Consider the following 26,594-nt stretch of genomic DNA (forward strand, 5'->3'; position numbering starts at 1 on the left):
TGTCCCACTTCTGATCATGCGAAAGCTTGTGGCAAACACTACAAAGCACCACTAGATTAGCGAAGGAATGATCCTTTGAGGTCGACCAAGGCACAATATGCGCCTTCTCGAGCGAGACCGTTTCGCCGCAAGCACAGCACCGATGCCCGCACTCAATTAGGAGATTGCGTTGTGTCTGCGCTGAGATTGGCGGGCGAATCGGCATTAAATCTGCTTCCCGGAAGTGGCGAACAGCACCATCAAGGCTACCCGGAGGAAGTATTGAGCGCCGACTAATATTATATCGCCGCAAGCGAGGCCGGGTGCAGCCTGCGCCGGACGAGGCGAGGCCATTCCCGCAAGAAGGTCGAGCACGTGATTTTCAACAGAGCTGGACGCGATGAAGTTCATTTATCGAAACACTCGATTAACAGTCGTTTTCCGAAGCCCCGAGCTGACAAAATTCTTTGTTTCATATGATCTATACTGTTCAAGATATTCAAGTCGGCAGAGATTATCTTATCTTGATGTCGCAACTTCGGGACCGGGATGTTGAACCTATTGATGATTGCTTGCGTCATCAGAGGTTGAGCGCCACCGGTGCTGTGCCCATTGAGATGAAGGTTTCGCAAGCATAGTTCCAAATAGCGGGATCTTAAGCGCTCTGAATGAGACCTCACATAAAGCGCGTTGTCAGTTACCCAGCAGGGCTCGTCGATGAAGTGAACCGCACCACAGTATTCTCCTACGCGACCTATAGCGATACAAGGGTGCGGAACGTCGGCAAGTCGTTGACCTGAATAGCCTGCGATACCATTGCCGCCGACCACCGGAAAAATGTTTGGACCACTTCTAAACTTAGGAATATCCGAAATCTTTATCAGTTTTCCGCTACTGAACTTGGCGAGTTGCCCAACCTGCTCTCGAATAACGGAATCGTCGGAGATGGCATTTGTGAAAGTGGCCTCTCGAAGCAGCATCGACGATTTCGTTGCTTCGTCAAGTTTCTCAAGAACTGAACGATAGGCCGACAGCGCCTCCGCCAACCGCGCCTGCTCCTGGATCGGCGGCAGCAGGAACTCGAAGCTTGCAAGACTGGTCCAGTTGGTGCGCGGCGACAGCGACCCGGCCGAGGTACCGACGGCATGATCAAAGAAGGCATCGGTCTGGCACAGGAACGGCAGCAGCTCGGGCATCAACCGATCGCTCGCCGGTTCCAGCACATAGATGTCGCCGGAACAGACCCCTACAAAATCCGCTACTGCCACCTTCCGCTGATAGGCCCGGCGCTTGCCGAACAGAACCTGCCCTGGCTTGAACAGCGTCGTGAAAGTCGTGCCGTCGGCCACGTCACTCCAACGGCGAATGCGCAGGTCGCCCGGCTTGATATGTTCCAGCCCTACGACACGCTCGATTCCGGCCGCCTCAGGATTGGCCGTGCGCGCCTTCGACAGGCGCACCACATCGCCAAAGGACACGCGCGTCCACCCAGCCCTGGAAATCGGCCGCTCAAGCATCGGCATCCTCCGCAGGCGTCAAGCCATCAAGCATGTCCACCAGCGAGTTCATGCCCGTCCAGAAATCGCGCCCTTCCTCAACGAACGCCTCCCACGTCGCCGCCAGCGTGGCACCTGCTCCTCCCGCGGCCGCCTTGGGCCGCTTCACATAGCGGGCAATCGACAGGTTGCTCTCAGCCGCCAGGACTTCGGCTAAATCTGCCACTGCGGCAAAGCCGGGGTCGCCCTCAAAGGCGTGATAGGCTGACAGGATTCGCGCCTGATGTTCGGGGCGCAGAAAGCTTTGCGACCGTTCTCGCGCAATCTCGGCCACCGCGTCGATGAACAGAATGCGTCCCTTGCGCGCCTCCGGTTTCTGCGACCGGCAGATCACCACGCAGGCCTCCATCGGCGAGTTGTAAAACAGCCCTGGCCCCAGCCCCAGCACGCATTCGACCAGGTCCGATTCGATCAGTCTGCGCCGCATTTCGGCCTCTTCGTTGCGGAACAGCACGCCATGCGGAAACAGGATGGCGCAGCGCCCGCTCCTCGGATCAAGCGACGACAGGATGTGCTGGAAGAAGGCGTAATCCGCACGCCCCTGAGGCGGAGTGCCGAGGAAGTTGCGGCTCCAAGAGTCGAGCTCCCACGCACCGCGGTTCCATTTCTTGATGGAATAGGGCGGGTTAGCTAGAACCACGTCGAAGGTCCGCAGCCGGTCGTCCTGCACGAAGGCGGGCGCGGCCAGCGTGTTGCCGCTGGCGATGTGGAAATCATCCACGCCATGGATGACCAGATTCATCCGCGCGATGGCCGCGGTGATGGTGATCAGCTCCTGCCCACAGAGAACCATTGTGCGTGTGTCGCCTTTGCGCCGCTTCACCTCGGCTAAGCAGGAAATTAGCATGCCTCCGGTGCCGCAGGTGGGGTCGTAGATGCTTTCGCCCGACTGAGGCTCCAGCATCTGTGCCATGAGATGGACAAGGGTGCGGTTTGTGTAGAACTCCTGCGCGGTGTGACCGCTGTCATCCGCAAACTTCTTGATCAGATATTCATAGCCGTTGCCGAGCTCGTCCTCCGGCACTGCGGCAAGCGTGAGGTCGTGCTTAGAGAAGTGCTCAATCAGGTTTTTCAGCGTGCTGTCGGGAAGTTGGGCCTTGTCAGTCCAGTTCGCATTGCCGAAGACGCCTTGCAGCCGCTCGGGGTTTGCGGCCTCGATGGCCAGGAAGGCCGATAGCAACGCCCGGCCCACATCGCGCGGCGCCGCGCGCACGTCGTTCCAATGCGCGCCTTCGGGGATCACGAAGCGGTCGTTGGCGGTATCGGTGGCATACCTTTTATCGCCAGTTTCATCGAGCGCCTGCTGGTAATCCGCGTCCCAGACGTCGGATAGGCGTTTGAAGAACATCAAAGGGAAGATGTACTGCTTGTAGTCGCTGGCATCGATGAGCCCGCGCAGCAGCGTAGAGGCACCCCAGAGATAGCTTTCGAGTTCGCGCTGGGTCAGCCTTCTCATTGCAGCCACCCCCCTTCGACAAGCACCGTGCGCAGGTGATCCTCGGCTGCGCGGGCCTCGGCCAGCGCGGTCTTGAAGACCTCGACGGCTTCGGGCAGCGGTGGCACGTCATGGCCAATAGGCGGCAGGACGTAACGCGAAACGTTCAGCGTCCAGCCTTCCTTCTTGATATCGTCCAGCATGACGACCTTGGCGCGATCCTCGACATCCTCATAGGCGCGGTACCAGGCGACGATCTGGTCACTTTGCTCGTGGTCAAGGAAGTTCTGCGCCCGGCCTTTGCGGAACAGGCTGGAGGCGTCGATGATCAGGACCTTGTTCTTGCGGACTGCTGGCTTCCTGCGGCGCAGGGTCACGACACATCCAGCCAGCTGCGTGCCGTAGAACAGGTTCGGCGCGAGGCCGATGACCGCTTCGACCATATCCCTTTCCAGCAGGGCCTGGCGGATCGAGCCCTCGGCCCCTTTCCGAAACAGGGCGCCCTGCGGCAGGACTACCGCCATGCGGCTGTTGCTGGTCGGCGCCATGGATGAGACCATCTGCTGGACGAAGGCGTAGTCGCCATAGCTATCGGGCGGGATGCCATACTGGGCGCGGCCCCAGGGATCGGCCTCCCACAGGTCACGGCCCCATTCTTTGAGCGAGAACGGCGGGTTCGCGATGACGCAGTCGAAGGTGGCGAGGCCGCCCGTGCTGGAATCTTTGAAGGCTGGGTTGCGGAGGGTGTCCTCACGGGCAACCTGGAAGTCCTCGATCCCGTGCAGCACAAGGTTCATCCGCGCAATCGCGGCGGTGGTCAGGTTCTTTTCCTGACCATAAATTTTACCATAGAACGTGCGCGGGTCTCCGCCCTTGCGCGACACATGTTCGATGGCTCCAAGAAGCATGCCGCCGGTGCCGCAAGCGGGATCGTAGATGCTTTCACCTTCCTTGGGGTCGAGGATCTCGACCATCATGCGCACGACGCTACGCGGGGTGTAGAACTCGCCCGCCTTATTTCGGCGGGTGACGTCGGCAAACTTGGCTACCAAATATTCGTATGCGTCGCCCAGCACGTCAGTGCTGACGGCAGTGTTGCCGAGCGCGATTTCTGAAAATCCTTCGATCAAATCCTTCAGTAAGTGGTCCGAGAACTTCTCCTTATTACCCCAATCCGCCGAACCGAAAACGCGAAACAGCGTGTCCGGGTTGGCTCGTTCGATTTCCTGCATCGCTTTCTGGAGAGTGGCGCCGACATTCGCTGGAACCGCCCTAATGTCGTCCCAGTGACAGCCCTTTGGCAGCACGAAACGATGCACTTCCGGAAATAAGGAAGGGTCGGCTCCGCCATAAATTTCACGGGCTGCAGATGTCTCTTCGTCCCAAACGTCTGAAATTCGTTTGAAGAAGAGCAGCGGTAGGATATAGCCCTTCCAATCGGTTCGATCGACCGCAGAACCGCGCAGTGTGTTGGCTGCATCCCAAAGAGAGGACTGCAGCTCTTGTAGAGATGTACTCACGCAATTTACCTATTTGTTTGTGTCGAGGAATACTCAAATAGGCATCTACATCCCTTTGATTTCATCTTTCCGTATTCCTCGAATGCAAACACTGCGACTGTAGTTAGGTCATGCTATTCAAATGTTCGGCGTTCTGCCCGCGCGTATCGACCAGCTGCCCGAATCTGCATTTCGCATCCCCCGCCAAAAGCGTTCACATACTCTCCGCCGAGCCACCTGGCTGTGGCCATAATGGCCCAAGCGGGGCGGAACTGTCGAGCTTCGAAGCCGCCTTGATGGGAGCTGCGCGCCATCGCTGATCGTCGATTGTTTCCCTCGATCTGCCGCTTCAAACACCCCAGCTTTGTTCGTCTTGTGGATCGGCATCCAAACAGACCCCACCTTTCGATGCTATTTAACGCATTGATGACAATATCTCTTTCATTGCTGAAGTGGGCACCTGTTGGGCGCAGATCGGCGCCGAAGCGTTACCCGCCTGCGGCCGTCAAAGAGCAATGATTCTAGCGGCTTGGTTGCAAGAGATGGGTGGGGCCGCCTTGTACGCCGATCCACAATCGGAGCGCGACGTGCTCGTTCTCAGGAAACGCTCTGAGTGCATCATCCAGGCTTGTGTTACGCATCCGCTACGCGAGCCATCAGCCACAGGCCGGATTCCCCGTTTAAATATCTAGAGAACATCGACCATTTGAACCCAAAGCAGGTCATTACAAATCACCTGCTGCAAAGCTAACGAACTACCGCGCGCGTGGTGTAGCGCGGCGCGTGCATCTTGACTTTCGTCGCCAAGCCGCGCCGGCACCACCGCACCTTGCTATTTGCTCGTAACGACCACGATGTAGCTTGCGCCGTCAGACGAGCAAGAAACGTCCGTGGCGTTGAGGTTCTTGGCCTGCATCGGTGCTGTCGCTTGAAAATCGTATCGGGGCGCCGATGCCTGCGGCTTCAAGAAGCCGAAGCCTTGGTCGAAGACGAGCACGGCGTCAGGACCGTCCGCGTAGCTGAGCGTGAGACGCCGCGAGTGCGAGCAGGGACCGACCTTGAGTTCCAAATCGAGCCCACCGGCCTGAAAGAGCTGACGGAGGACGACGGTGCGATCGGTCTCCGTTCGCCAGTCGTGGGACAGGCGATGAGGAAGACCGTCATTATGGCTGAGAGGCGTCGTCGTTAGGAGGAAGGGCCGCCGCTGCGAGCCGGATAGCGCCGTCGACAAGCGCGTAGTGACGCGGGCGACGAGCAGCGCCACGAGGGGCGAGCGGACGTAGCGGTCGCTGTAGCTCATGGCTGTGAGCTGACCTGGCCGCCACAGGCCCGCCGCTTCAAGCTCCGGTTTGAGCAGGGCGAGGAAACGCTCGCCCAATCCACGGCTAGGTCCGTCGAGCCGGCGCCCCGGCTCGATGAAACGCGTTCCTTGCCTCGGCAACAGACAGTCGGGGTCGAACGGCTGGCAAGCGGGAAACCGTCCCAGGAAGGTGACGACCGGCGCGTCCCCGCCGAGTCCCCAGCCGTCGCCGAACCGGGCCGAGGCGTCATCGCGCGACGCCCAGATGCGCCCGCCGGACAGGGCAGCGATCGCGCGCGCGCTGTTAGGGAAGCGCGGTGCGTCCCCGGTGGCCAGGCGCAGCCCGTGCCGCACGGCGGCATCCCGGAGGGCGAGGCGCTGGGCTGGATCGAGCTGAGCCAACAGATCGCTCGATGCGCAGAGCGTGAGCGCGGTGCCCGCTTCGCGCAAGCGCTGGAGGAGGCTAAGGAGGCGGGGCCGGACCAGGGTTGCGGGATCGAAGGGCTCCGCTGGCCACAGAATCACGGCTTCGCCACCCGCAACGACCTGGGTCGCGATCTCGTCGGCCACGTCGCGGGCAAGGACGGCGCCCTCGGTGATTCGATCTTCGGGCGACGGGCCCGCGATGGCCTCAAGTTCGGCCTTCACGAAGTCGAGGGCGGTGCGGCGGTCGAGCATTTCTGCCTGCCGATGGAGGTCGCTCGCCAGAACACAGGCCGAGCATCCCCCGATGCAGCCCGGTCGGCGGCAATCGAGGATCACCCGCACATCGTGGAGCAGTTCCTCGAACATTTCGACGAGGCGTGGAGTAAAGCCGGCCCCGCCGGAGGCGCGGTCGTAAAGATAGACGGAATGGGTTGCACCGCCGAGCGTGGAGACGTGCCTGACGACCGAGAGACCAATCTCGCCGGTCTCGATGCCGAGACGGCGGGTCAGTGCCTCGCGAAGGCCGGAGGCCAGTGCCCAAGCGGCACCCTCTGAAGCGAGCGCCGCGGGTTGGATCTCGGCGACGTCCGTGGTGATGTCGTGCCCCAGGGCGAGGCCGGTCTGGACGGCGAAGCCGCGCCCGTTACCCGGACAGTAGCCGTCGATGTCGGCCTTAGTGAACCGCAACGGCCGATGGTCGCGCAGCGGCCTTGCGGCGGGATCGATCGGGTGCGCGTGCGCTTCGGCACGACCGCATTCGAGGCAGACGGCGTATCCGGCCCCGTGCTCACCGGAGGAGGCGTAAAAGACGAGCCCCTCGTGGCTCGCGCGCAGACGCCCGCGGGCGGGCGTCAGAAAGGGCTTCCAAGCGGCACCGCGCGCCACTACGCGCTCGGGCTCGGGCTCCACAAAACGCACCTGCTCGATCTCGGCATGCGGCTTCTCCCGTGGATCGACCGTGAACCCGGCGGGCTGGAGGAAGCGGCGGATATCCCCGCCCTCTAGCGCCTGGCCGCAGGCGGCGCAGCGCTCGGGGAACAGCCGGGTCGTGTCGGCGGCGGCGCAGTGGGTGCACTGCCAGAACCACTTGATGCTCTGCACCTCGGCGACCTTGGCCGCCGCCGCGGGGCGCTGCCAGTTCAGGGTCACGCCGGCCGAACCGTAGACGAGGCCGTCCACCACCACCTCGGCACCGGGCGCGTAGTCACGAATCGCGAGGTCAAGGTTTCGCGTCGGGTACCCGCGGCGGCGGAAGCGGTCGCTGTCGCGGTCGCCCTGCGGGACAGCCTCATCGTCCGGATCGTCCTTGTGGACGAAGGGCACGACCGCGCTGGGAAAGCCGTGGCCGGGCAGGACGCCACTGTCCGCCAGTTCCCCCAGCAGGTACTCGCCGCACATGCGCTTTACCTGCATACCGAGAGCCTTGCGCGCGGCCTCACGATCTAGGCCCGCAGCCTGTGCCTGGATCGCATCCCATTCGGCCAGGAAATCCGCCTCGGCCTCGCGGACCGCCTCGGCGGCGGCGGCGCAAACGTTGGGATGCCCGGCGAGCGCCGAGCCGCGCAGGAGCGTTTCGATGGCGGCCGTGTGGGCCTGCGACGTGCTCGGCAAGACCACCCAGGCGCGGAACCGGGTCGAGGGCGGGGCCGGGTCACGCACGGCCGGAACAGTAGTAGGACAACCATAGAAATCGCCTGCCCGAGTCTTCAGCACCTGCCCCTGGGCTTCCCGGAACCATGCGGCGAGAAGGAGCGCATTGACGTGGCGTTGCACGATGCGGCGTGAATCGAGCGTCACTTTGGGCGCCTCGATGCGGCGGCCGAGGTATCCCACAGGGTCGCGGAAGGTCTCGCGGTCGAGTGGCGTGTCGCGGGCGTAGGTCAGGGCCGTCGAGAGCCCCTGTCCGCGACGCCCGGCGCGGCCGACCCGCTGACGGTAGTTGGCGATGGAGGGCGGCACGTTCGTCATCATCACCGAGGAGACCGAGCCGATATCGACGCCCATCTCCATCGTGGTCGAGCAGTTCAGAACGTTGATCTCGCCGCGCTTGAACGCGTCCTCGTAGCGCCGCAGGCGGGTCGGGGGCTGCTGCGCCGAATGCTCGGCCGCCCGCGCGTAGGGCGACCCGAGCGCGATGCGGTCGTGAAGATCGCCCCAGAGGCCGCGGACGCGCAGGGTCGCAACCCGTTCGTCGGTGTCGAGCCAGCTCTGAACGACCCCCACCCCGCCCCGCTCCGGCAGCAGGTACGGATTCGGATGGACCGGCATCGAAATCGGCGCCAGACGCTCGCCGGCCGAGCGGTCCCTGCGCTCGGTCGCGTAAGGCGACAGGCCTAGGAACGTCGTATCAAGCAGGCGGCGATTTATCGGACAGGCAAAGGCCTGAACCACCGGGGCGATGTGCGCAGTCTCGAAGTCCAGAGCGTAGAGGGCGCCCTCGCCGGGGCGAGCGAGGAGCGGCGTCAGGGCGCTCCAGGCGGCGCGCAGCACCTCATCAATCTCGGCGCGGTGCTCGGCTTGGCTCACGTCGAGGCCGAAGCCCTGCGCCAGCAGGCGAACCGCGATCGCCGGGCGCCCTACCGGGCGTGCCTTCGGCCAGGCGAGTTCATGGCTCGCTGCCGTCTTGCGATCCGGCCCCACCAGGATGCGCGGGAAGCCCTTTCGGATGAGCCAGTGCTGGTCTGCCTGATCGATTCGGACAGCGAAGGGGTTGCGGATGTTGATCGTGACCAGGAGGTGCAGGAAGTCGCGCCAATCGGCGATCGTTCGTCCCCGTACGCGGAAGGCGTCGGGAAGGTGCCGCGCCTCCATGCGGTCGATGTCGGCAAAGCGCAGGCGAGCGAGGCCTAGCGGTTCGAGCGCGTTGGCGCGGCGGGGACGGCGGGCTAGTTCTCGCAGCAGGAGGAAGGTCGCGAACGCCTCGGCGTCCTGGTCGAAGCGCCGGTCGCGAAGGCGCCAAACCTGGCGCATCCACGTCTCGACCTCGGGCCTGCGCACGAGTATGTCGCGCACGCGCCGCCACAGCAGACCGTCGCTGCTCGGTCGAGCGAGGGCCGCGCGCTGCTCCCGCTTGTCCTTCAGCATTTCGGACAGGGTCGGGACCTGGGCAATCACCAACTCAAGCTGGCGAATCTCGGCGTCCAGTTTCTCCGCCACCGTTACGTCGATCGCGGGCGGGCGCAGACTGTCCTGGACCGCATGGTAGATCACAGCGCGGACGGCGTTGCGCTCTGAGGCGGCCTGGAGCGCGGCGGCGAAGCGGGCGGTGCCCTGCCGGCTGTCCGTGAACGAGAGCAACTGGCGCCCCTCGGCCGGCGGTGGCACCAGAAGAGCTGGATCGGCGTCGCGGGGGGCGACGCCGTCGAGCAGCACGGGGGCGGCATTGCCGATCAGGAAGGGGGCACCGTAGCGGAACGACCGCAGCACCGTGCCCCGCGTCTGACCCGGTCGCGCGCTCGCGGCGCAGGCCGGGCAGTGCTCCGGGGGACCTCGGTCGTGGACGCTCAGGGTCACGCTGTCCTCGGTGGGGCCGTCGCGAACGAGGCCGTCCGTTGCGGTGACGTAGAGGGGGCGGCCGCCGGGCAGGCCGCGCACCGCGATCAATCGTGCGATGTCGGGCCGAGACCGGGCCGGAACACCGGCCTCGTCCGGGTCAGCGTCCGCGGCGCCCTCGTCCTCTACGGCCTCGGGCACGCTCTCCGTCTCGCTCGCCGAGGCGAACTCGTCCTTCTCGGAAAGTCCAGTGCCGCAGCGCAGCCGCTCGTCCCGCTCGACGGCATCGAGATAGGGCTCGCCGCACTCCGAACAGGAGACGATCTCCAGCATCGGCCCGGCGCAGTGCGGACAGACGTCAGCGCGGGCGTGCAGCAGGGCACCGAACGGCCAGTCGCCCGGTGGTCGGCCGGCGCATTCGCGTCTAAGGCATGCCCATAGCCCCGGCACCGCGCGTATAAAGCCGTGGACGCGCAGCGGCAGAAGCGGCTCGCGCCCGTCGCTGCCACGCCGCGCCAGCGCCTCCAGCAGAGCCTGCGGCTCAACCCCGGCGGCCCGCGCAGTCGTCGTGAACGATTCCCAAGCCAGGGGGGCTACGGTCAGCCCACGGATCAGCGCATGCACGCCCGGGTTGCGCGCGAGGATGCCCGCGTCCCCGAGGCCATCGGCGGTCAGCCTGCGTGGCCCATCGGCATCCGGGAGGTCCGGCAGTCGCCGCTCGCCGACGACGACGTGTACTCGTTCATCGGACACGCCAGCGACGTCCCGCAGGAAGCGCCGGAGCTTGCCGAGCAACTCCTTGCCCTCGCCAATCGTGGCCGACGTGGCGACGAACCGCACCTGGGCCGGCGTCACGCCGAAGGCGAGGAGGGCGCGGCGGATTAGCAGCGCGATCTCGGCGGCGGCCGAGCCGCCGTAGCTGTGGGCCTCGTCCAGAATGATCCAGCGCAACTGGCCCCGCGAGGCCTCGAGGAGCGGCCGGTCCTGATGGCGCACCGTCATGTATTCGAGCATCGTCACGTTCGTGACGAGGATGGGCGGCGGGTCATCGCGCAGGGTCCGGCGATCCCCGACCTGCTCCGGGGAGCTCGCCGTGAACTTGTCATCCTCCGGCATGTCGCCGTTGTAGAGCCCAAACCGGATGCGGCCCGCGAACGGCGCTGTCCACTCGCGCAGGCGCTCCTGCTGGCTCGCGATGAGCGCGTTCAGCGGATAGAGGGCGATAGCGCGCACGCCCTTCAGGCGGCCGACCCTGTCCGCCTCACACGCGAGGTCGTGGAGGAGCGGGACGAGGAAGCACTCGGTCTTGCCCGAGCCGGTGCCGCTGGTGACGAGCACCGATTGTGGCGTCGGATCGGAGAGGAGCGCCCACGCTTCGCGCTGGTGGCGGTAGGGTTTGAGGTCGCGAGGGAACGCGTAGCGGCGGTCCGGCCCCGGCGCGGTCAAGGCATTGACGACCGCGGGATGCAGCCTGTCACCTGCGAGGGCGGCCAGGGTCTCTGTGCCGGTGACGTAAGGCAGCGCGGCCTCGACGACCGGCTGCTGGACGAGGGCGCCGGCCTCCGCATCCGTGCAGGCGAAGCGGCGCCGGATCTCAGCGGCGAGGACCGGATGATTGAGCCCGCTTTGACCGAGCACCGCTTCGGTGGCTCGCTCGCGCACGGCATCGAGCGTGGCAACGGGAGTGGTGAAACGCGGGGACGACACGGGGCACCTCACTATTGGAGCAATCGGGCCAGACGCATGAACTGGGCGTCGAAGGCGGCAGCGAAGTACAGGTTGTCGGCGCGGGCGGCCGTCTTGATGCGCCGCACCGCGTCTTCGCTCAGCCGCCACCGCCCCGCGGCGGCACAAGCGGCCGCGCATGGGGCATCGAGGGTCTCGAGGTGGGCCGGGTGGAACAGCTGCTGAAATTCTTGCGGCAGTTCGCCCGCATCTGCGTTGCGAAACATGCTGCCGGACGGGCCGTTTTCGACGACTCGATCGCCGTGACGGCGGATGTGGTCGCGGGCAGCCTCCACAAGACCCGGCCCGCGGGCCGTCGGCGGTGGGATGAGACCCGCTGCGTAAAGGGGCCAGCAGAGCAGGGGTTCGGCGTGAGCGAGCCTTTCGGCCGCGTGCCGGACGGCGGCCCGGGCCAACGAAGTGGCGTCGACCGCTAATCCCGCGAGTTGTGCGAGGATCCCGGCCTCGACGGCGGAGGCGGCACTCGCCCAGTCCGCATGGCTCACCGTCGGCCATGCGAACGGCAAGGCATCGGCCAGGTCGAGCACGGCCGAGCGCTCGGCTTCCCCAGCTTGAAGAGCGAGGCGCGCCAGCGCACCGGGACAGCGCGCGAGCAGCCTCAGGACGTCGAGGCTCGCGGGCGGCAGCCCGTTCAGGCCGGCGGCGAGCGTCGCGAGCCAGACGACGTCCGCCTGCGTCCCTGGTGCGCCGTTGGCGACCTCGGTGAGGCGGTGCTGCAGCAGCGCTTCCCGATCCTCATTGTGTGCGATCATCACGGCCGCCGGCAGGCCCTGCGCCTCCGTCGGGCGAGGCGGCCCGAGGCGCGCGATGGATGGCCGGCCGATTACCGCGTCCCCGCGGCGCAGATAGATCAGCCACGTGCCGGCTAGCCCCTCGGGCGAGGCGGGCGCCCGCTGGTTAATTCGATCTTCGGCCGTGCTCATGCCGAGGAAGACTTCGACCGGAAGATTGTCGAGGGCGCGCCCCACGAGGGGCAGGCCGGCGTCTCCTACCCATCCGGCCGCCTGCGCGAGAGAGCCCTCGTGTAGAACCAGGGACGTCTCGAACTGGCTGACCTGCCAGTGCTCGGCACCGTCGTCGAAGGAGAGGCTTGCGACGATGTCGATATCAGCGAAGGGGCGAAGGAGGGCGGCCAGATCGTCGGCGACGCCGCGCAGCGGCAGTTCTCCGTCGAAGGTCCAGCGAGCGTCCCCCCCGCGCAGGGGGCGGCGGTTTCGATCGAGCAGGACCGCGTGGAGGGTGCTCACCCCGCGCCCGAATGCCACGCAGTCGGCGAGGTCAGAAAGAGGCAGGGGGGCTGCGATTCTAGGGGTTGGGCCGCCCCGGACGCAGGCACCAGACCAGCGGGCGATCCCCGCTTCGAGAGGGAACGGCGCATTGATGCGCAGCGGCTTGCCGCCCGCGAAGGACAGGTCAAAGGTCACTGATCGGCAGGGGCGGCCTATGAAGCGGGCGCCGACGCCGCCGCCGCGCAGCTCCAAGACCAGCGCCGCATCCGGCGAGGTGAGTGCTGCGGCGGTAAAGCCCTCCGGCGTGTAGACCGCGCCGACGCCGTCGCGCCGACAGGCCAGACACGCCCCCGCCGGTAGGAGCGCGACGTGGCGGTGGTCGCGGATGAAGCCGGTCTCGGGATCACGCCACGCAATTACGATCCGACCCGTGCCGAACGGCTCCGGACGCCAACCTCGCTCTTCCTCGGGCCGCCAGCGGATCTCATCCGGCCGCGCAGTCCTCACACCCTGTCCCTCGCGGACCCGGACCAACAGCCGTCCTGCGAATAGTTCGACGTCCGGGTCGGCGCTGGTCAGCCCCTTCGGCTCGGGTCCGTCGAGATTCAGCCGGTCGCGCCGGGCCCCGCCCTGACCCGCCGCTACGCGGTAGCGGTCGCCGTCGGGCGATCGGAGGATGACGGTACCGGTCACCCGCCACAGCTCCCGTCCGTCCTCAGCTCGCTCGGAAAGGACATCGCGGCTCGAAGCCTCGCCATAGGGGGTGATCACCCAGGTCGGCGGCACCGCAACGACGAGGGGCTCCGGCCTGTACTGGCCCGACCCCTCGCCGATGAGGGTGAGGACGCCGTCATTACTCTCATCGGGAGCGAAGATCGCGAGGCGGCCGCGCACGGCCTCGCCGCCGGGCCATGCCGTCGTTGCGACTGGCCGTCCATCGACACGAAGCTCGACCTGGACGGGCACCGTGAAAGGCACGCCGCCCAGCAGCGTCTCGCGTCGCGAGGGGAGCACGCGCCAGCCATCTTCGGGATCGGTCGGCGGCTCGAAAACGGCGAGTTCGCCTGCCGTATAGCGTGCGAAGGGACCGGTTGGATGGGCACGCAACCGCTCCTGCCGTCCCGTCAGAATCCGGCACACGCCGCCGTGTGCCACGCCGTCCAGGGCCAGCTGGAGGGCGGGCCCCCAGAGGCCGTCCCGTCGCACTAAGACCCGCTCGCAGCCGACCCGCCCGTCGCCCGTAACTTGAAGCGCCTCGGCCTGCAGCAGCCCATCGACGAGTTGGGCAGCCGTTTCGCCGCCGGCCCGTATGGGCAAGGCGTCGCGCCAGCCGGGCCGCGTCGCGTCGAGCCAGGCGCTCGCTGGCACGCCACGCGCCCTAGTGTCGGCCTCCACCTCACGGCGCAGCCGTACGATGGCCGTCCCAAGGTCGGCGGCAAGGGCGAAGAACACGTCCTGACGGTAGGCCCGCGGCGCATGATCCTCCTGCGCCCGCGCGGCGGCGAGCGCGGTGTCCTCGTCGAGCGGATCTACACCTAACAACGTGCCGACGACGCGGGCAAGATATCGCGCCGCCCAAGCCTCCGCCTGCGCAAGCACGCCGGACGGGAAGCCTCCCTCGACGGCCAATGTCATAAGCCACTGATGGAGCGCGGCCTCGCTCGTCTGTGGTGGGCGGCGCCAGGCCGAGAGGCCCTGGCGCGTCAGGTGGCGCGCCGCGGTACCGTCCAGTTGCACTCCGAGAGCAACGCCGAGGTCATCCCATCGTCGGATCCCGCCCCGGTAATCCCGGTGAAACCAATGGGCGGCCCACAGCACGAACAGCGCGCTCGTCTCCCGGTCCGCGTTTGCCAAATTCGAGCGGGCGCGCCGCCGGATTTCTTCGCGGACAGCTGCAAGCTCGTGGTCATCGAGGCTGTATCGGTGAAGCGGACGTCCGTCCGGCGAGCCAAGTCCGACCCGCTTAAGAACGATGGTCCAGGGCTCGGGAAGGCATCCACGCTGTCGCATAACACTCGGCGGCCTAGGCTTCTGCGGCAGACAACCGCCGCTCTGCACGCGGGGTCTGCGAAGCATGAGGCGCAAATTGGCGATTTTGATCCGCAGGCGGCGCGCCTCTGGCTCCGGGCGTTGTTTAAGCAGGGTGTCTATGGCAGCCAGGGCAACAGCATCGCCAGCGCAGGCCGCGATCTGAGCCGCGATCTCCCGCAGCGTACCCTCCGACATTTGTGCCACCCTCGGTTTTCGCGCGCAGGTTGCATCGACACTGCCGATTTGAGGTCTTTATTGTCAAGCTTGAGGTTGAAGATCTTATTTAGAGCGCACTGCCCCAAGCCTGAGGCGGCCTCGGCTTGATTCTTTGTGAGCCTCCCGGGCAAACACCGGGGCCTGCGCGTCCCCCGGAAGACAAGCGACCGCTTCGGACAGTGCCCGCTCAGCTGCGGGCGGCGGGCGGAGCCGGGTGTCCACACTCAGAAGGGCGACAGCGGCGGTCAGGCGTGTAAGAGGCTCGGCTGCGTTGAGCAGACTTCCCGCCGTTTGAGCCGCTCTCTCGCGATTTCTTGCTACGGTTGCTGCTTGCCGAGTTGCAGCGCCGCGAGCCGTGCACCAAGTCGACCGATGACACGGGCTTGGACGCACATCAAGCGTTCGGTGAGCCGAGCATATGTTGCCGCGTGCATGCCCTTCGGCCGAGGGGGAGGAGGACTGAGTGCCCCGTTCGGCGGAGCCTCACCGGCGATGAGCGCGTAGAAGCGACAAGCTCGGAGGATGTCGTTGGTGTTATGGGCCCCGTGCTCGACGGCGTAGCCAAGCCCATGAGCCGCAACCACGACGACACGCCACTGCATGGGGCCGCTTGTCATGCTCGCCTTCTAATTCCGAAGACGTCCTGCAAGGCGCGCAACACGCGCCTGGATCGTAGCCTTCTTGTTCGGACCGTCGTCAACACGATGGTGCCGCTCTTCGCGGAACGCATTTCAGACGCAGGCTAATCCGCGTCCACAAGGTCACCCCTCCTCGCGCTGGCCGTCTTCACCTTCGCTGCCGTTTTGATGCTCGTCAGACGCCCCGCAGGGGCGATATAAAACGGCGTCTAACGCTTCTTGCGCCGGTTCAGATGCCGGCCTCATTGATCGAGCAACTAGTCAAAGCCGGTGTTCATCGCGAGTTTATCAAATGCCAATTATGATGTCAGACGTACTTCGCATTGATGGTGAATTTATTGCCGACTACAAGATTCATTTCGCCTCGCATAATGGCGAAGTGGAGCCACTCGATGAGTGGGTTAGAAGTAATGACAACCTATTTGGCTGGCAGGAGTTTAGGCCATCAGTGAACGACTTCAACAGAGAATACATTTTTGCGTTGATGAAATTCTACCCTGAAAATAACTGCTGGCTCTTCGGAGGGGTATTTCGCGTCTTGGCCAGACATCACGATAGGTATGAAGTAGAACTGAGTCAAGAATTTAGCGAGTTTATCGGGCGATTGAAACTGTATTATTCATATACAGACCGAAAGCGGCGTGTGAATTTTGAGAACCATTACGAGAGGCTGGAAGTCGGAGAAATCCTCCGCGAACCTTATGGCGGCCGACCATTTCCTGGCTTTGACAGCGTAAATCTCTCGTTCAATGAACTAGAAAATATTATTACCAAAAACAGATTCGATTGGCGGCAGGCTTTAGCAAATGCGAAGGGCATATATTTAATCACGGACGGCTCAACAAAAAAACAGTACATCGGCTCTGCTTATGGTGATAATGGCATATGGTCGCGCTGGTCTTACTATGTATCCTCAGGGCACGGCGGTAATGCACGGTTGAGGGACTTCGTGCCAGAAGCTGATCTAACTTATTGTCGTGAAAATTTTCGTTTTAATCTGCTCGAGTATCATTTGCCGCGCGCCTTGGACCAATTCGTGATAGATCGAGAGGGATATTGGAAAGACGTCCTGATGACTCGGGTGCCGCACGGCCTAAATGAAAATTGATGTTATTGGCAAAGACGCTGGCGCGCATGCGTAAGATTATATTTTCAGCCGGACACTTGAGATCCAGACGGGAAAAATCTTCCAACGTTCGTCGTCTCACTGGACCTGCGTCGTCAGCGTCTCAATTATTGTGAGACCAGCGACAGCACTCTCTTTCGTTCCTGATTGATCAGCGGAACTCGCGCGAATGCATCTGGATCGCGGGCGCAGCAGAACCGTCGTCCGGCGCGTCGGCGCCGTCGATCCGGTTGTGCAAAATGAAGATGTTGAGGTGCTTGCCAGAGATCGCTCGCGCTGATTCGTGGAGATTGGCGAGCCGGATCAGGGCCAGAAGGGGTTTGCCGGCCAGCCCCGGCGCTGGGTGATCAGACGGACCTTCGGCTGGATCGCCCGCTGCCGCAGGCTCGCCCGCGATCACGGAGCTGCCGTCTCCTCAGCGCTGGCCTTCTTCGTCATGGCCGCCAGCAGCCAGTGGTGCACGCTGCATCAGGGCGAGGCGGGCGGCCGGCATCCACGTCGATGTGCTTAGGTGAGCATCAGACGGCTTCCCCAATACCTGCAGCATCCGCCGCTCGCCCGGCATTCAAGCTGTTTTGCCCGTTATGCAAAGGGCTTCAGTATAGACGGCGTATCTCACCGGCCTTTACCTTTAGACCTATGTAAGAGGGTCCTTTTCTCACCTGAGATGCAGGCGGGCTGCAATGGGTACAGACTGCAGATTCTTAGGCTGTCACACCCATTGCAGGTCGTGTGTGCCTTACCTGCTAACGCTGCTTTCTCGCGGGTTACACACCAGGGGCGCGTCGGCGCTTCAACCACTGGACACATGCTGGTGTCCGGCATCCTCCCGAGCACTCCAACGAACCTCTATATAGAGCCATTATATAGAGCCCCGTTGGAGTGCTCCCCCGTCCCAGTTAAACAAGCATGTGCCTCTCGTGTGCCGGGAGGCCGGAGGTTCAGGAGTCCCCCTGCGGAGCGACCGCCTCGAACCGTGTGAGCGGTCCAAGGCGTTCCTCAAGCCATGTGCGGATGTCGCCGACAACCTCCGGGTCGTAACTCACCTTCCACGTCTTCTGTCCAACGCCAGACCGTTGGTAGATTGCACGAGCCGAGCACTCCCGGGGTATCGATATGCGCTCACGGCGAGCGCACTCGCTAGCCGCAGCCGCCGTCGCCCAAACCTCGGGCCAGCACGCGGACATATCGGCCGGCTTCTCGAGCACAACTCCAGCCGTCAGCATCTCAATTCCAGCGCCAGATGGTATGTCGCGCCAGGGCCGAACGTCGTCCACCGCAACCGGCAGCACCAGATCGGACCAGATTTCGATATGAAGAGGGGTGTCAGCGGCTCGGTTAACCCCCCGACCACGGCCGATCGCTTGTATCGACTCGCCTTCAGCGATCTGCCACCGGCACGCTTCGGCTACAGGATCGGGATGAGCGTCGGCGCTCACGCGGACCCCCTGGCCGTCTTTTCGAAGAATGCCTCGCACTACCTTGTCGTACCATCTAGGACCTTTCTCGGGCTGTCTCGTCTTCGCAGGCGCTATACTACTAAGGGCTCCAGCCATCGCCTCGACGTCGATGATGTTCGGCAATGTGCGTCCGATTACAAAAAGAAGTTGGACATCTTTATGAGCGTCTAGGCCGGAAATATTGTTAAAATGCGCAACAGTGATGTTGGAAGGCAGCGTGCCTACGAGCCAATCCTCCAACTTTTTTTGACACACCACGAGTGTATTTGGACGGCCCAGTTCGATGTAGCGAGCTAACAGAGCACGCTTAATCGATATCAAATTTCGGTTCGTCGACACTTGTCGGAAGAGCTTATTGTTGCTGACCGGTGCGCCAAGAATTTGGCGCATCGAGACATGCGGCATGGCGACATCGATATCCGCTAGCACTTCAAGGTGTTCATAGAACGGTCTCAGCAAAGCTAAATCTGGCAGTGTGGCGTCCATAATTAGTGTCTTTGCGCGGCGCCATCGGTTCACGACCCGCTTCACGCTCCGCACGGCGGCGACATGCAGCGTTCCATGCTCACCCTCTGCTTGCTCAACCGTCAGTCGTCCGGAAACTGCATCGGGGTTGCGCATCCCCTGGCACAGCAGCTCCCCAGCGGCTTCCCACATAACGATTAAAGTCCGCACATGCCGGGCATTTGTCGGAGCCTGCAGCGCCTCAGTTCGCTTCTTGTTTGGCATGCCAGGCCAAAGCGGCCGCTCTTTTAATAAAAGCTTCCACTCAAGTTTAGACGCGCGAACGCAAAGATGGGGCTCTAACCCAACCTGAGAGAGATGCTCGTGTCTTAGTGATTTTTCACCTAAGCTTGACGATATCCTCAGAGCTTTAGCGAGCTTCGTTCTATATTCAAAGAGTTCACTCCGCGGATCTACGGTTTGCTCGATATGGTCGATCGATATTATCCGTCTGTCTTGGTCTATGCCTGATTGCCAAAACGACTCGTCGATCACGACAAAATCGACATTCCCCAACCTTTCTTGCTCGTGGAAGAGGATGTTATGTGCCGCGATCCAAACTCGGGGCTTTTCTTCAAACTGCTGATTGTAACCGCAGGTTTCGTAGAAGGCACACCGCGCCTTTTCCTTGTCTGGGCTCGTGCCTGAGCAGCAACTCTTACTGACTTCGACGCCCAGTTTCAAAGCCGCCTCGATCGCCTGCAGGTCCAGGCACATTTTATCTGAGCTGCTTTCGGGATTGTCGGCTTGCCGCCCCCTGAAGACCCGAGCGTCAATGCCTAAGTTCTTGTGAATTGAGCATATCTCATCAGCCAGTGTTAGGGTCGGTACTGAGTAGAAAAATCTTTTTGACCCTGTTTTCGATATTGCGTAAGCCGCAGATCGAGTTTTGCCAACCCCCGGGCTTACCCTGATTGCTTTTTGCAGAGGCTGAAAATCTGGATCAAGATCGCACTTATCGTATATTGTCGGATTTTCGATGGCGTCCTTCTCAACCGTCTCCCAAAACTCTCCTGTAAGTCTCCAACGGGGGCCCCAGTACTCACGAACAAACAGGTCTTCGAGAATCTCTTTAAGGTCGTTGCGGGCTTGCGTGATCGGCGTGGTGTTGAGCCGGTAAGTCGGTTCGGTCAGCTCGAACAAGGATTGCGTTTGAATCCAGCGTTCTGCACTTTTGAATGATCGCTCCACCTCTTTGCTGAGGCGCCCTTTGTACTTGCCCGCGCAACCCTGCGGGTTTGCGGCAGCGAGCTGCTCAAACACCTCGGCCGAAAGACCTTCGCGGTAGGCGGAGTTAACCGCCTTCTGGAACTGCGCTGAGCGATCCATTGCGGCTGTGGCCGGCACGCTCAGCAGTTCATGAACATCAGCGCTCGCCGTCGTGCCCGTGACTTTGCGTGCAGCCCCGCTGACGTTGCGGTCCGCTACGGGGGCAGCAGGAAACGCTGCGCTCAAAGCCGCCGGGGTCCACAAACGCCCCGAGTGCTGGAGCAGATTTGTCGGAGCCACGACGCGCCCCCGTGCGATCTTTTTACTGTTGGGGTAGTTTGGGGTTCCAGGAACGCGGTAGGGCTGCGTTACAACACCTGTTGCGCTGTCCGCCCCTGTGCCGGCGCGTATCGCGTCGCCGAGCTGCCTCGCTTCTCCGACGGTCAGAGCACGCTCGAGGAATAGCCACAGATGGTAGTTGCCGGGCGAACTCTCGACAACGAGGGAGGGCTCAATGGACAAGCTGCCCGCCTTGCCCTTGTCGCCATCCGAATCGACGACGAAGGCGAACAAGCCGCGTGTGTCATTCAGGCCGCCTCTGCCTTTTTTGGGCGCGGTCTCTGCAATCGTGCGCGCCTCGATGTAGACGTTAAAGCCGTTATTGGCGGCCCTTACAGCAGCCTCCGTCATGCGTTCGACGGCACCGATATCGAACCTAAGGCTAGGCGCTGCGGGGCCCGATGGGTGGATCGGAACTAACTGCAGCAGTCCGGGCTTGTTGACGCCATCCAGCGCCCTCGCAGCGTGAGCGTGAAGGATTTCCAAAAAAGCGCGTACCGTCCGGTCGTCTACGAGGCTCGATGAGGACGCAATCACGGCTGGATCCTGAGCAGCCGCACCCGCGCATTATCGATCCGGTCGAGCGGCGACCGGACATGCGGGGTAGCGGAAATATGCGGGAAAGATGCAGTGCAGAACAGCTGACGCTGGACGCTCAGGTGGGGCGAGGGCGACTCTGGGACACATGTCCCGGAGAGCCCCCGTCCCGCCCGTCAGCCCAGCGCTACGCCGTTATTTCCCTTCAGCGCACATACGGCCACCTCGCTTGCCAAGCACCATTGCTTAGTTCTTCGCGAAGAGCATCATAGACGGCCTGGAAGTCAGCCGGTTTCGGACGAAATGGCATTCCGTCTTCATCAGTCGAATTTTTCAGAAATCGCCAGATTCGCTTGTAGATTTCGCTCTTTGTAACGAGATCGATATTGTGACTCCAGAACTTTTTTCCGTCAAATGAGAGATCGGGGCGGATCTCGCGGATGATCCTGGCAGTTCGCTTGGGATCATCACGGCTTAAGCGGCGCGGTTGCTTCCCTTTAGGGCGTGCGCTAGCATTGTCGGGATTATCGACCTGAGCAGCCGATACGTCACCAGCCCCGAGCGCCGCTTCATCGGCGCCGGGGTTATTTTGTTGGGTCATGGCTCAGGCGACCTCCCCGTACTTTGAGGTCGAGGCGAACGTGCGTTCTTCAAGCCACACGATTACATCGCTACGACGATAGCGGATGCGCGCCGGGGCAACGCGGATGAATTTCGGGCCGTATCCACGAGAACGGCCAATTTCGAGGAAGGGGATAGATACCCCTAGCCAGTCTGCTACAGCGCGTGTTGAAAGCAGGTCATCTGGATAGCCGTCTCCGAGCTCGGCGAGACGAGATGCGTGACGATCCAGATGATGCCGTCGCGATAGTGATGCTTCTTTGTTTGATGGAGCTGTCGCCGGGTCGTCAGGGACGTGATTTCTGTAAGATTTGGCCACTATGGCCTCCGTCGGAGGCACTAGGCACCGTGAAAGGCTGCCCAGTGCTCTCGCACCAAAGCAACCTCCGGTTTGCAAGGCCTGTGGGACAGCCTAGCGGCGTTGTCAGCGCCCGAAGAGTCGGTTTGCAGTCCTGAATCGGTGCTAGACCGAACAGGTACCGGGACCCTTTCTGTGCATGTCGTGAACACCCACTCACGGCAGCGTTTTAAAATTAGTGCGAGTTGTTGTGTTTGTAAAGCACTCTAGGTCGCATAAATGCGCGCTTTCCCCCTCATCGATGCTCCATGGCGATAACCAGACGCTTAGGAGGAGGCCGCACAAAAGCACTCAATCACCTTACTTTTATGGGTGCTCTCTGTGAGCTGATGGTGATCTGTGACGATGGGCCATTTGGGAAACTTATAAAGCTCAGCATCGCCACAGCTAGTCGGTCTGCAGTCGTTTGGCGCCTCGATCCCTCCTCAAAGCCTATTTTCGTGGCTCCAGCCCCTCACGGGTGGCATCTCGATATCGGTGAACAGCACCCCGAAATCACCGCCCCGACTTTCAAGAAGCGCCCTAGCCTTGTCGGCGCTCGACACCTTCGGCCAATTGCCATGCCGGAAACCTCGCGACCGAGCGGAGGCAGCGCGTTCTGGGATGCCGGCCGAATGAAGTCAAAATTGCGCCAATGTCGGATTGTGGGCCTAGTTCGGCCATGGCATAGGTGAGGCCTCGAAAAAGCCTGCCGCCGGGACTTCCATCTTCATGTCGTGCGACCCCGGTGACCCGTTCGCGGGCAACCTGCTCCTTGCCGCGCTCGCGCCGCGGGACATCGACCTGATCGCGCCGCATCTCGCCCGCTCGGACCACGCCCGGGGCGACACGCTTTTCCACGCGAACGAGGACGTTTCCCAGGTCACTTTCCCGCTCGGCCGGACCGTCGTGACCCTGGTCGTCCCCATCGACGGCGACAGCAACGTCGAGACGGCCACGGTCGGCCACGAGGGAGCCGTCGGCGGCGTCGTCAGCCAAGGTTACCTGCCCGCGTTCACCCGATGCGTGGTGCTGGTCGAGGGCTCGATCCTGTGCATGGAGGCGGACCGCCTCAAGGAGGCCAAGCGCGCCTCGCCGACCCTGAACGACCTGTTCGTGCGCTATGCCGACTGCCTGCTCGCGCAGGTCCTGCAATCGGTGGCGTGCAACGCCGCACACCCCATCGAGCGGCGGGTGCTGCGCTGGCTCCTCGGCCTGCAGGACCGGCTCGGGACGGACGACTTGCCGGTTACCCAGGCGGTGCTGGGCAACATGCTCGGGATCGGGCGCACTTACGTCACCGGGGTGCTGGCCAACCTGCAGCGCCAGGGGCTGATCCATGTCGGGCGCGGGCGCATCCACATGCTCGATAGGGCGCGCACGGAGGCGGCTTGCTGCGGTTGCCATGCCCGGGTGCGCCGGCACTTCGAGATCGTGCTCGGGGCCATCTACGCGCCGGAGGGCGAGATCCTCGCGGTCGAGGCCACACCGCCCGGCATGGGGCCGGAGCGTCCGCCGGATCCGGCTAAGTCGGCGGTTCGGGAGGCGGGCCGATGACCGCGCGGTCATCGGCCCGGATCGAGGTTGCCCGCCCGTCCCGGCTCTCGGCGCTCGACGCCTACGGCATCCTCGACACGCCCCCCGAGCAGGGCTTCGACGACATTGTCCACCTCGCCCGCAAGACGTGCGGCACGCCGGTGGCGCTCGTGAGCCTCGTGGCCGAGGACCGGCAATGGTTCAAGGCGCGCGTCGGGTTCGAGCCGTGCGAGACCTCGCTCGACCAGTCGGTCTGCGCCCACGTGCTCGGCGCGCCCAACATCCTCGTCATCCCGGACCTGACACTCGACCCCCGCACCCGCGAGAACCCGCTCGTGACGGGCGAGCCGTTCATCCGCTTCTACGCCGGCGCGCCGCTGGTGGCGGCGAACGGCGAGCCCATCGGCTCGCTGTGCGTGATCGATGGGGTCCCCCGGCCCGAGGGGCTGACGCCCGACCAGGCCGACTCGCTGCGGGCGCTCGCCGGACAGGTCATGGCACAACTGGAGCTCCGGCGGTCGGTGACCGAGCGTGACGGCATGCTCGCGGCCCAGCGCGCGACCGTGGTCCAGCACGAAGCCCTGCTCGCGGTCCAGGTCGCCGTGGCGCAGGCCGGAGGGCAACTCGACGTCGCGCTCCAGGCGGTGGTCGACGGGTCGCTGCGTGCGCTGCCTCAGGCCGAGGGCGCCGTGGTCGAGATGCTCGACGGCGACGAGCTCGTCTACCGGAACGTGGCGGGCAACCTCGGACGGCACCTCGGGCTGCGACTTCCGCTGCGCGGTAGCCTGGCCGGGGCATGCCTCCTGTCCGGCGAGGCGCGGGTGGTGGCTGACGTCCGCAAGGACCGCCATGTCAGGCGCGACCTCGTCGAGCGCCTGTCGCTACGCTCGTGCGCGGTCGTCCCCCTGTTCCGCCAGGGCAAGGGCATCGGCGTCCTCAAGGTGCAATCGAGCCGGCCCGGAGCCTTCACGACGCGCGACGGCGAGGTCGTCGGCCTTTTCGCCGGAACGGTCGTGGCCGGCCTGTCCCAGGCCGAGGAGGCCGAGGCTCGGCGCAGCGCCCGGGCCAGCCAGGACCGCTACAAGGCGGTGTTCGATAGCGCCATCGACTACGCCATCATCGCGATGGACCGCAGCGGCATCGTCACCGACTGGAACGCCGGGGCCGCAAAAATCCTCGGCTGGGAAGCCGATTCGATGTGCGGCAAGCCCGCCGATGCCTTCTACACACCCGAGGATCGTGCGGCCGGCATTCCGGCCCAGGAGATGGCCGCCGCCCTGTTGACCGGGCACGGCATCGACGACCGCTGGCACCTGCGTTCGAACGGTGAGCGCTTCTGGGCCAACGGCGAGATGATGGTATTGCGCGATGAGGGCGGCGAAGGCGTCGGCTTCGTGAAGATCCTGCGCGACCGCACGGAACAACGTCTCGGCTTCGAGCGCCTGCGCGAGGCCGAGGACCGGCTGCGCCGGGCGCAGGAGGCAGGCGGCGTCGGCATGTTCGTGGTCGATGCCGAGGGCATCCTGCATCCGACCCCGGAGTTCTGCCGCCTCTACGGCTTGCCCGCGCGGGACACCTATCCGTCTACGGCCTTCGAGCGCCTGATCATCCCCGAGGACGCGCACCTCGTCTCGACGGCGGCCTCGCGCGCCAGCGGAAAGGCCCCGCGCGACGTCGAGTACCGCATCCGGCGCCCGGACACCGGCGAGATCCGTTGGATCGCCCGGCGGGGCGACCTCGAACACGACGAGCACGGTCGGCCGGTGCGCTTCGCGGGGGTGTCGCGCGACATCACCGAGCAGGTGGCGGCGCGAGAGGCGTTGGCGCGGAGCGAGCGGCACTGGCGCGGCCTGTTCGAGCAATTGCGCGAGGGCTTCATCCTCGGTCGCGTGATCCGCGACGCCTCGGGTCGGGTGACCGACTGGCGCTACGAGGAGGTCAACCGCGCCTGGGGCGAGCTCGTCGGCGTGTCGAGCGAGCAGGCGGCGGGCCGCACGATCCGCGAGGTCTTCCCGGGCATCGAGGACGAATGGGTCCATGAGTTCGCCGACGTAGTCGAGAGCGGCCGCTCGGCCACCTTCATCCGGCAGGTCGGGACCCTGGAGCGCTGGTACGAGGGGCGCGCGCACAAGCTGACCGACGAGACCTTCGTGGTGCTGTTCCTGGAGGTGACCGACCGCATCCTGGTCGAGCGTGCCCGAGAGGCCGAGGAGCGGCGCAGGTCCGCCCTGCTGGAACTCGGGGATCAACTCCGCGACCTGACGGCAATCCCCCAAATGACCCGTGCCGCGGCCGAGATCGTGGGGCGCACGTTGGATGCCGGCCGGGCGGGGTTCGGCCGGCTCGAAGCCACCGCCGAGCATGTCGCGCTGGAGCCGGACTGGACCGCACCGGGCCTGAGCAGCATCGCCGGCCGGCACCGGTTCGAGGATTACGGCGACCTTCGGCGGGACCTGTTGCACGGCGAGCCCGTCGTCGTGCGGGACGTGGCCGAGGACCCACGCACCGCCGTGAACCTCCCCACCTTGCGTGCTGTCGACGTCGCCAGCCTGATCAACATGCCGGTGCGCGAGCGTGGGCGCACCGTGGCCCTGTTCTTCGTCCACGACCGTGTTCCGCGGGATTGGAGCGCCGAGGAAATCGCCTTCGTGCGCGCGGTGGCGGACCGCGTCGAGTCGGCGGTGGCACGCATCCGGGCCGAGGAGCAGCAGCAGTTCCTCAACCGCGAGCTGTCGCATCGCATGAAGAACACGCTGGCGATGGTGCAGGCCATCGCCACCCAGACCCTCCGCGGCGCGGCTGACATCGAGGTCGCCAAGGAGGTCCTGGCCGCACGCCTCATCGCGCTGGGCAAGGCGCACGACATCGTCATGACCGGCGAGGGCGAGAGCCGGGAAACCGATGTGCGCGCCGTGGTCGAGAACGCGCTCGACCTGCACGACGACCCGGGGCAGAGGCGCTTCAGCCTTCAGGGCCCTCTGGTCTCCTGCGGGTCCCGAGCTGCCCTTTCCTTGGCGCTGATGGTGCACGAGTTGGCGACGAACGCGGCCAAGTACGGTGCGCTCAGCACGCCGGCCGGCCACGTGACCCTGTCCTGGGGCGTCGAGGGCCCGGACGGCGACGAGGCGGTCCACATGACCTGGCGGGAGGAAGGCGGCCCGCCGGTCGCCGCCCCGAGCCGTCGCGGGTTCGGTTCCCGCCTGATCGAGCGCGGGCTCGCCGGGGCGGTCGGGGGACATGTCGAGCTCCGCTACGAGCCTCAGGGCGTGTGCTGCACCCTGACCGCGCCGTTGGCCGGGTTCCTGGCGGAAGGCTGATGGCGTGCGTAACACCGGGAGGTCACGTGCCGCGACGGCCTGAGGCTCGCATGGCCACGCA

11 protein-coding genes and 2 pseudogenes are annotated in these 26,594 nt (G+C 64.1%); 4 read left to right on the forward strand and 9 right to left on the reverse strand.

Going from position 1 to position 26,594, the window contains the following annotated elements; translation table 11 throughout:
• Positions 1-22: 22 nt before the first annotated feature.
• From MFF58_RS32535 to MFF58_RS05495, 6 genes and pseudogenes are all read right to left on the reverse strand, one after another.
• A pseudogene (locus MFF58_RS32535) lies at positions 23-205 on the reverse strand (HNH endonuclease); the annotation flags it as partial.
• 181 nt (positions 206-386) lie between these two features.
• Complete coding sequence (locus MFF58_RS05475) at positions 387-1,496, reverse strand: restriction endonuclease subunit S (RefSeq protein WP_238285867.1); 1,110 nt, start codon at positions 1,494-1,496, stop codon at positions 387-389.
• Positions 1,489-2,991: a type I restriction-modification system subunit M gene (locus tag MFF58_RS05480; protein ID WP_238285869.1), complete on the reverse strand. Its 1,503-nt coding sequence runs from the start codon at positions 2,989-2,991 to the stop codon at positions 1,489-1,491. Before MFF58_RS05480 ends, MFF58_RS05475 begins: the two co-directional genes overlap by 8 nt.
• Entirely contained in the window at positions 2,988-4,490 is a 1,503-nt protein-coding gene (locus MFF58_RS05485; protein WP_238285871.1) for a type I restriction-modification system subunit M, read from the reverse strand. The genes MFF58_RS05480 and MFF58_RS05485 overlap by 4 nt, the downstream gene beginning before the upstream one ends.
• 811 nt (positions 4,491-5,301) lie before the next feature.
• Positions 5,302-11,394 (reverse strand): DEAD/DEAH box helicase, encoded by a 6,093-nt coding sequence (locus tag MFF58_RS05490; RefSeq protein WP_238285873.1) that lies wholly within the window; start codon positions 11,392-11,394, stop codon positions 5,302-5,304.
• An 11-nt stretch (positions 11,395-11,405) separates the two neighbouring features.
• Positions 11,406-14,888, reverse strand: coding sequence for an STY4851/ECs_5259 family protein (locus tag MFF58_RS05495; RefSeq protein WP_238285874.1), 3,483 nt, complete (start codon positions 14,886-14,888; stop codon positions 11,406-11,408).
• 960 nt (positions 14,889-15,848) lie between these two features.
• Here MFF58_RS05495 and MFF58_RS05500 point away from each other — a divergent pair.
• Together MFF58_RS05500 and MFF58_RS05505 are read left to right on the forward strand one after the other, a co-directional pair.
• A complete protein-coding gene (locus MFF58_RS05500; protein WP_238285875.1) occupies positions 15,849-16,655 on the forward strand; it encodes a GIY-YIG nuclease family protein in 807 nt (268 codons plus the stop codon).
• A 301-nt stretch (positions 16,656-16,956) separates the two neighbouring features.
• Positions 16,957-17,184: pseudogene (locus MFF58_RS05505) on the forward strand (hypothetical protein); the annotation flags it as partial.
• Positions 17,185-17,614: 430 nt separating this feature from the next.
• On the opposite strand, the gene MFF58_RS05510 reads toward MFF58_RS05505, so the two are convergent.
• The 3 genes from MFF58_RS05510 to MFF58_RS05520 all read right to left on the reverse strand — a co-directional run bounded on the left by MFF58_RS05510 (position 17,615) and on the right by MFF58_RS05520 (position 21,662).
• The gene (locus tag MFF58_RS05510; RefSeq protein WP_238285876.1) at positions 17,615-20,722 is read right to left on the reverse strand and encodes a DNA-primase RepB domain-containing protein; all 3,108 of its coding nucleotides are present in this window, start codon (positions 20,720-20,722) and stop codon (positions 17,615-17,617) included.
• Positions 20,723-20,927: 205 nt separating this feature from the next.
• Entirely contained in the window at positions 20,928-21,323 is a 396-nt protein-coding gene (locus tag MFF58_RS05515) for a hypothetical protein (RefSeq protein WP_238285877.1), read from the reverse strand.
• 3 nt (positions 21,324-21,326) lie between these two features.
• Positions 21,327-21,662 carry a helix-turn-helix transcriptional regulator gene (locus MFF58_RS05520; RefSeq protein WP_238285878.1) on the reverse strand — a complete coding sequence of 112 codons (336 nt, stop codon included), beginning with the start codon at positions 21,660-21,662 and terminating at the stop codon, positions 21,327-21,329.
• A 750-nt stretch (positions 21,663-22,412) separates the two neighbouring features.
• Between MFF58_RS05520 and MFF58_RS05525 the strand changes: the two genes are divergently transcribed.
• Positions 22,413-23,237, forward strand: coding sequence for a Crp/Fnr family transcriptional regulator (locus tag MFF58_RS05525; protein ID WP_238285879.1), 825 nt, complete (start codon positions 22,413-22,415; stop codon positions 23,235-23,237).
• Positions 23,234-26,533 (forward strand): GAF domain-containing protein, encoded by a 3,300-nt coding sequence (locus tag MFF58_RS05530; protein WP_238285880.1) that lies wholly within the window; start codon positions 23,234-23,236, stop codon positions 26,531-26,533. Before MFF58_RS05525 ends, MFF58_RS05530 begins: the two co-directional genes overlap by 4 nt.
• Positions 26,534-26,594: the final 61 nt, after the last annotated feature.

Source organism: Methylobacterium longum (assembly GCF_022179385.1).
Lineage (GTDB): Bacteria > Pseudomonadota > Alphaproteobacteria > Rhizobiales > Beijerinckiaceae > Methylobacterium > Methylobacterium longum.

What these genes read in the sequence shown, in the direction of transcription:
- MFF58_RS05495 (WP_238285874.1), bottom strand. Translation starts at nt 14,888, where the DNA reads ATGTCGGAGGGTACGCTGCGGGAGATCGCGGCTCAGATCGCGGCCTGC.
- MFF58_RS05500 (WP_238285875.1), top strand. Translation starts at nt 15,849, where the DNA reads ATGATGTCAGACGTACTTCGCATTGATGGTGAATTTATTGCCGACTAC.
- MFF58_RS05515 (WP_238285877.1), bottom strand. Translation starts at nt 21,323, where the DNA reads ATGACCCAACAAAATAACCCCGGCGCCGATGAAGCGGCGCTCGGGGCT.
- MFF58_RS05480 (WP_238285869.1), bottom strand. Translation starts at nt 2,991, where the DNA reads ATGAGAAGGCTGACCCAGCGCGAACTCGAAAGCTATCTCTGGGGTGCC.
- MFF58_RS05475 (WP_238285867.1), bottom strand. Translation starts at nt 1,496, where the DNA reads ATGCTTGAGCGGCCGATTTCCAGGGCTGGGTGGACGCGCGTGTCCTTT.
- MFF58_RS05525 (WP_238285879.1), top strand. Translation starts at nt 22,413, where the DNA reads ATGTCGTGCGACCCCGGTGACCCGTTCGCGGGCAACCTGCTCCTTGCC.
- MFF58_RS05530 (WP_238285880.1), top strand. Translation starts at nt 23,234, where the DNA reads ATGACCGCGCGGTCATCGGCCCGGATCGAGGTTGCCCGCCCGTCCCGG.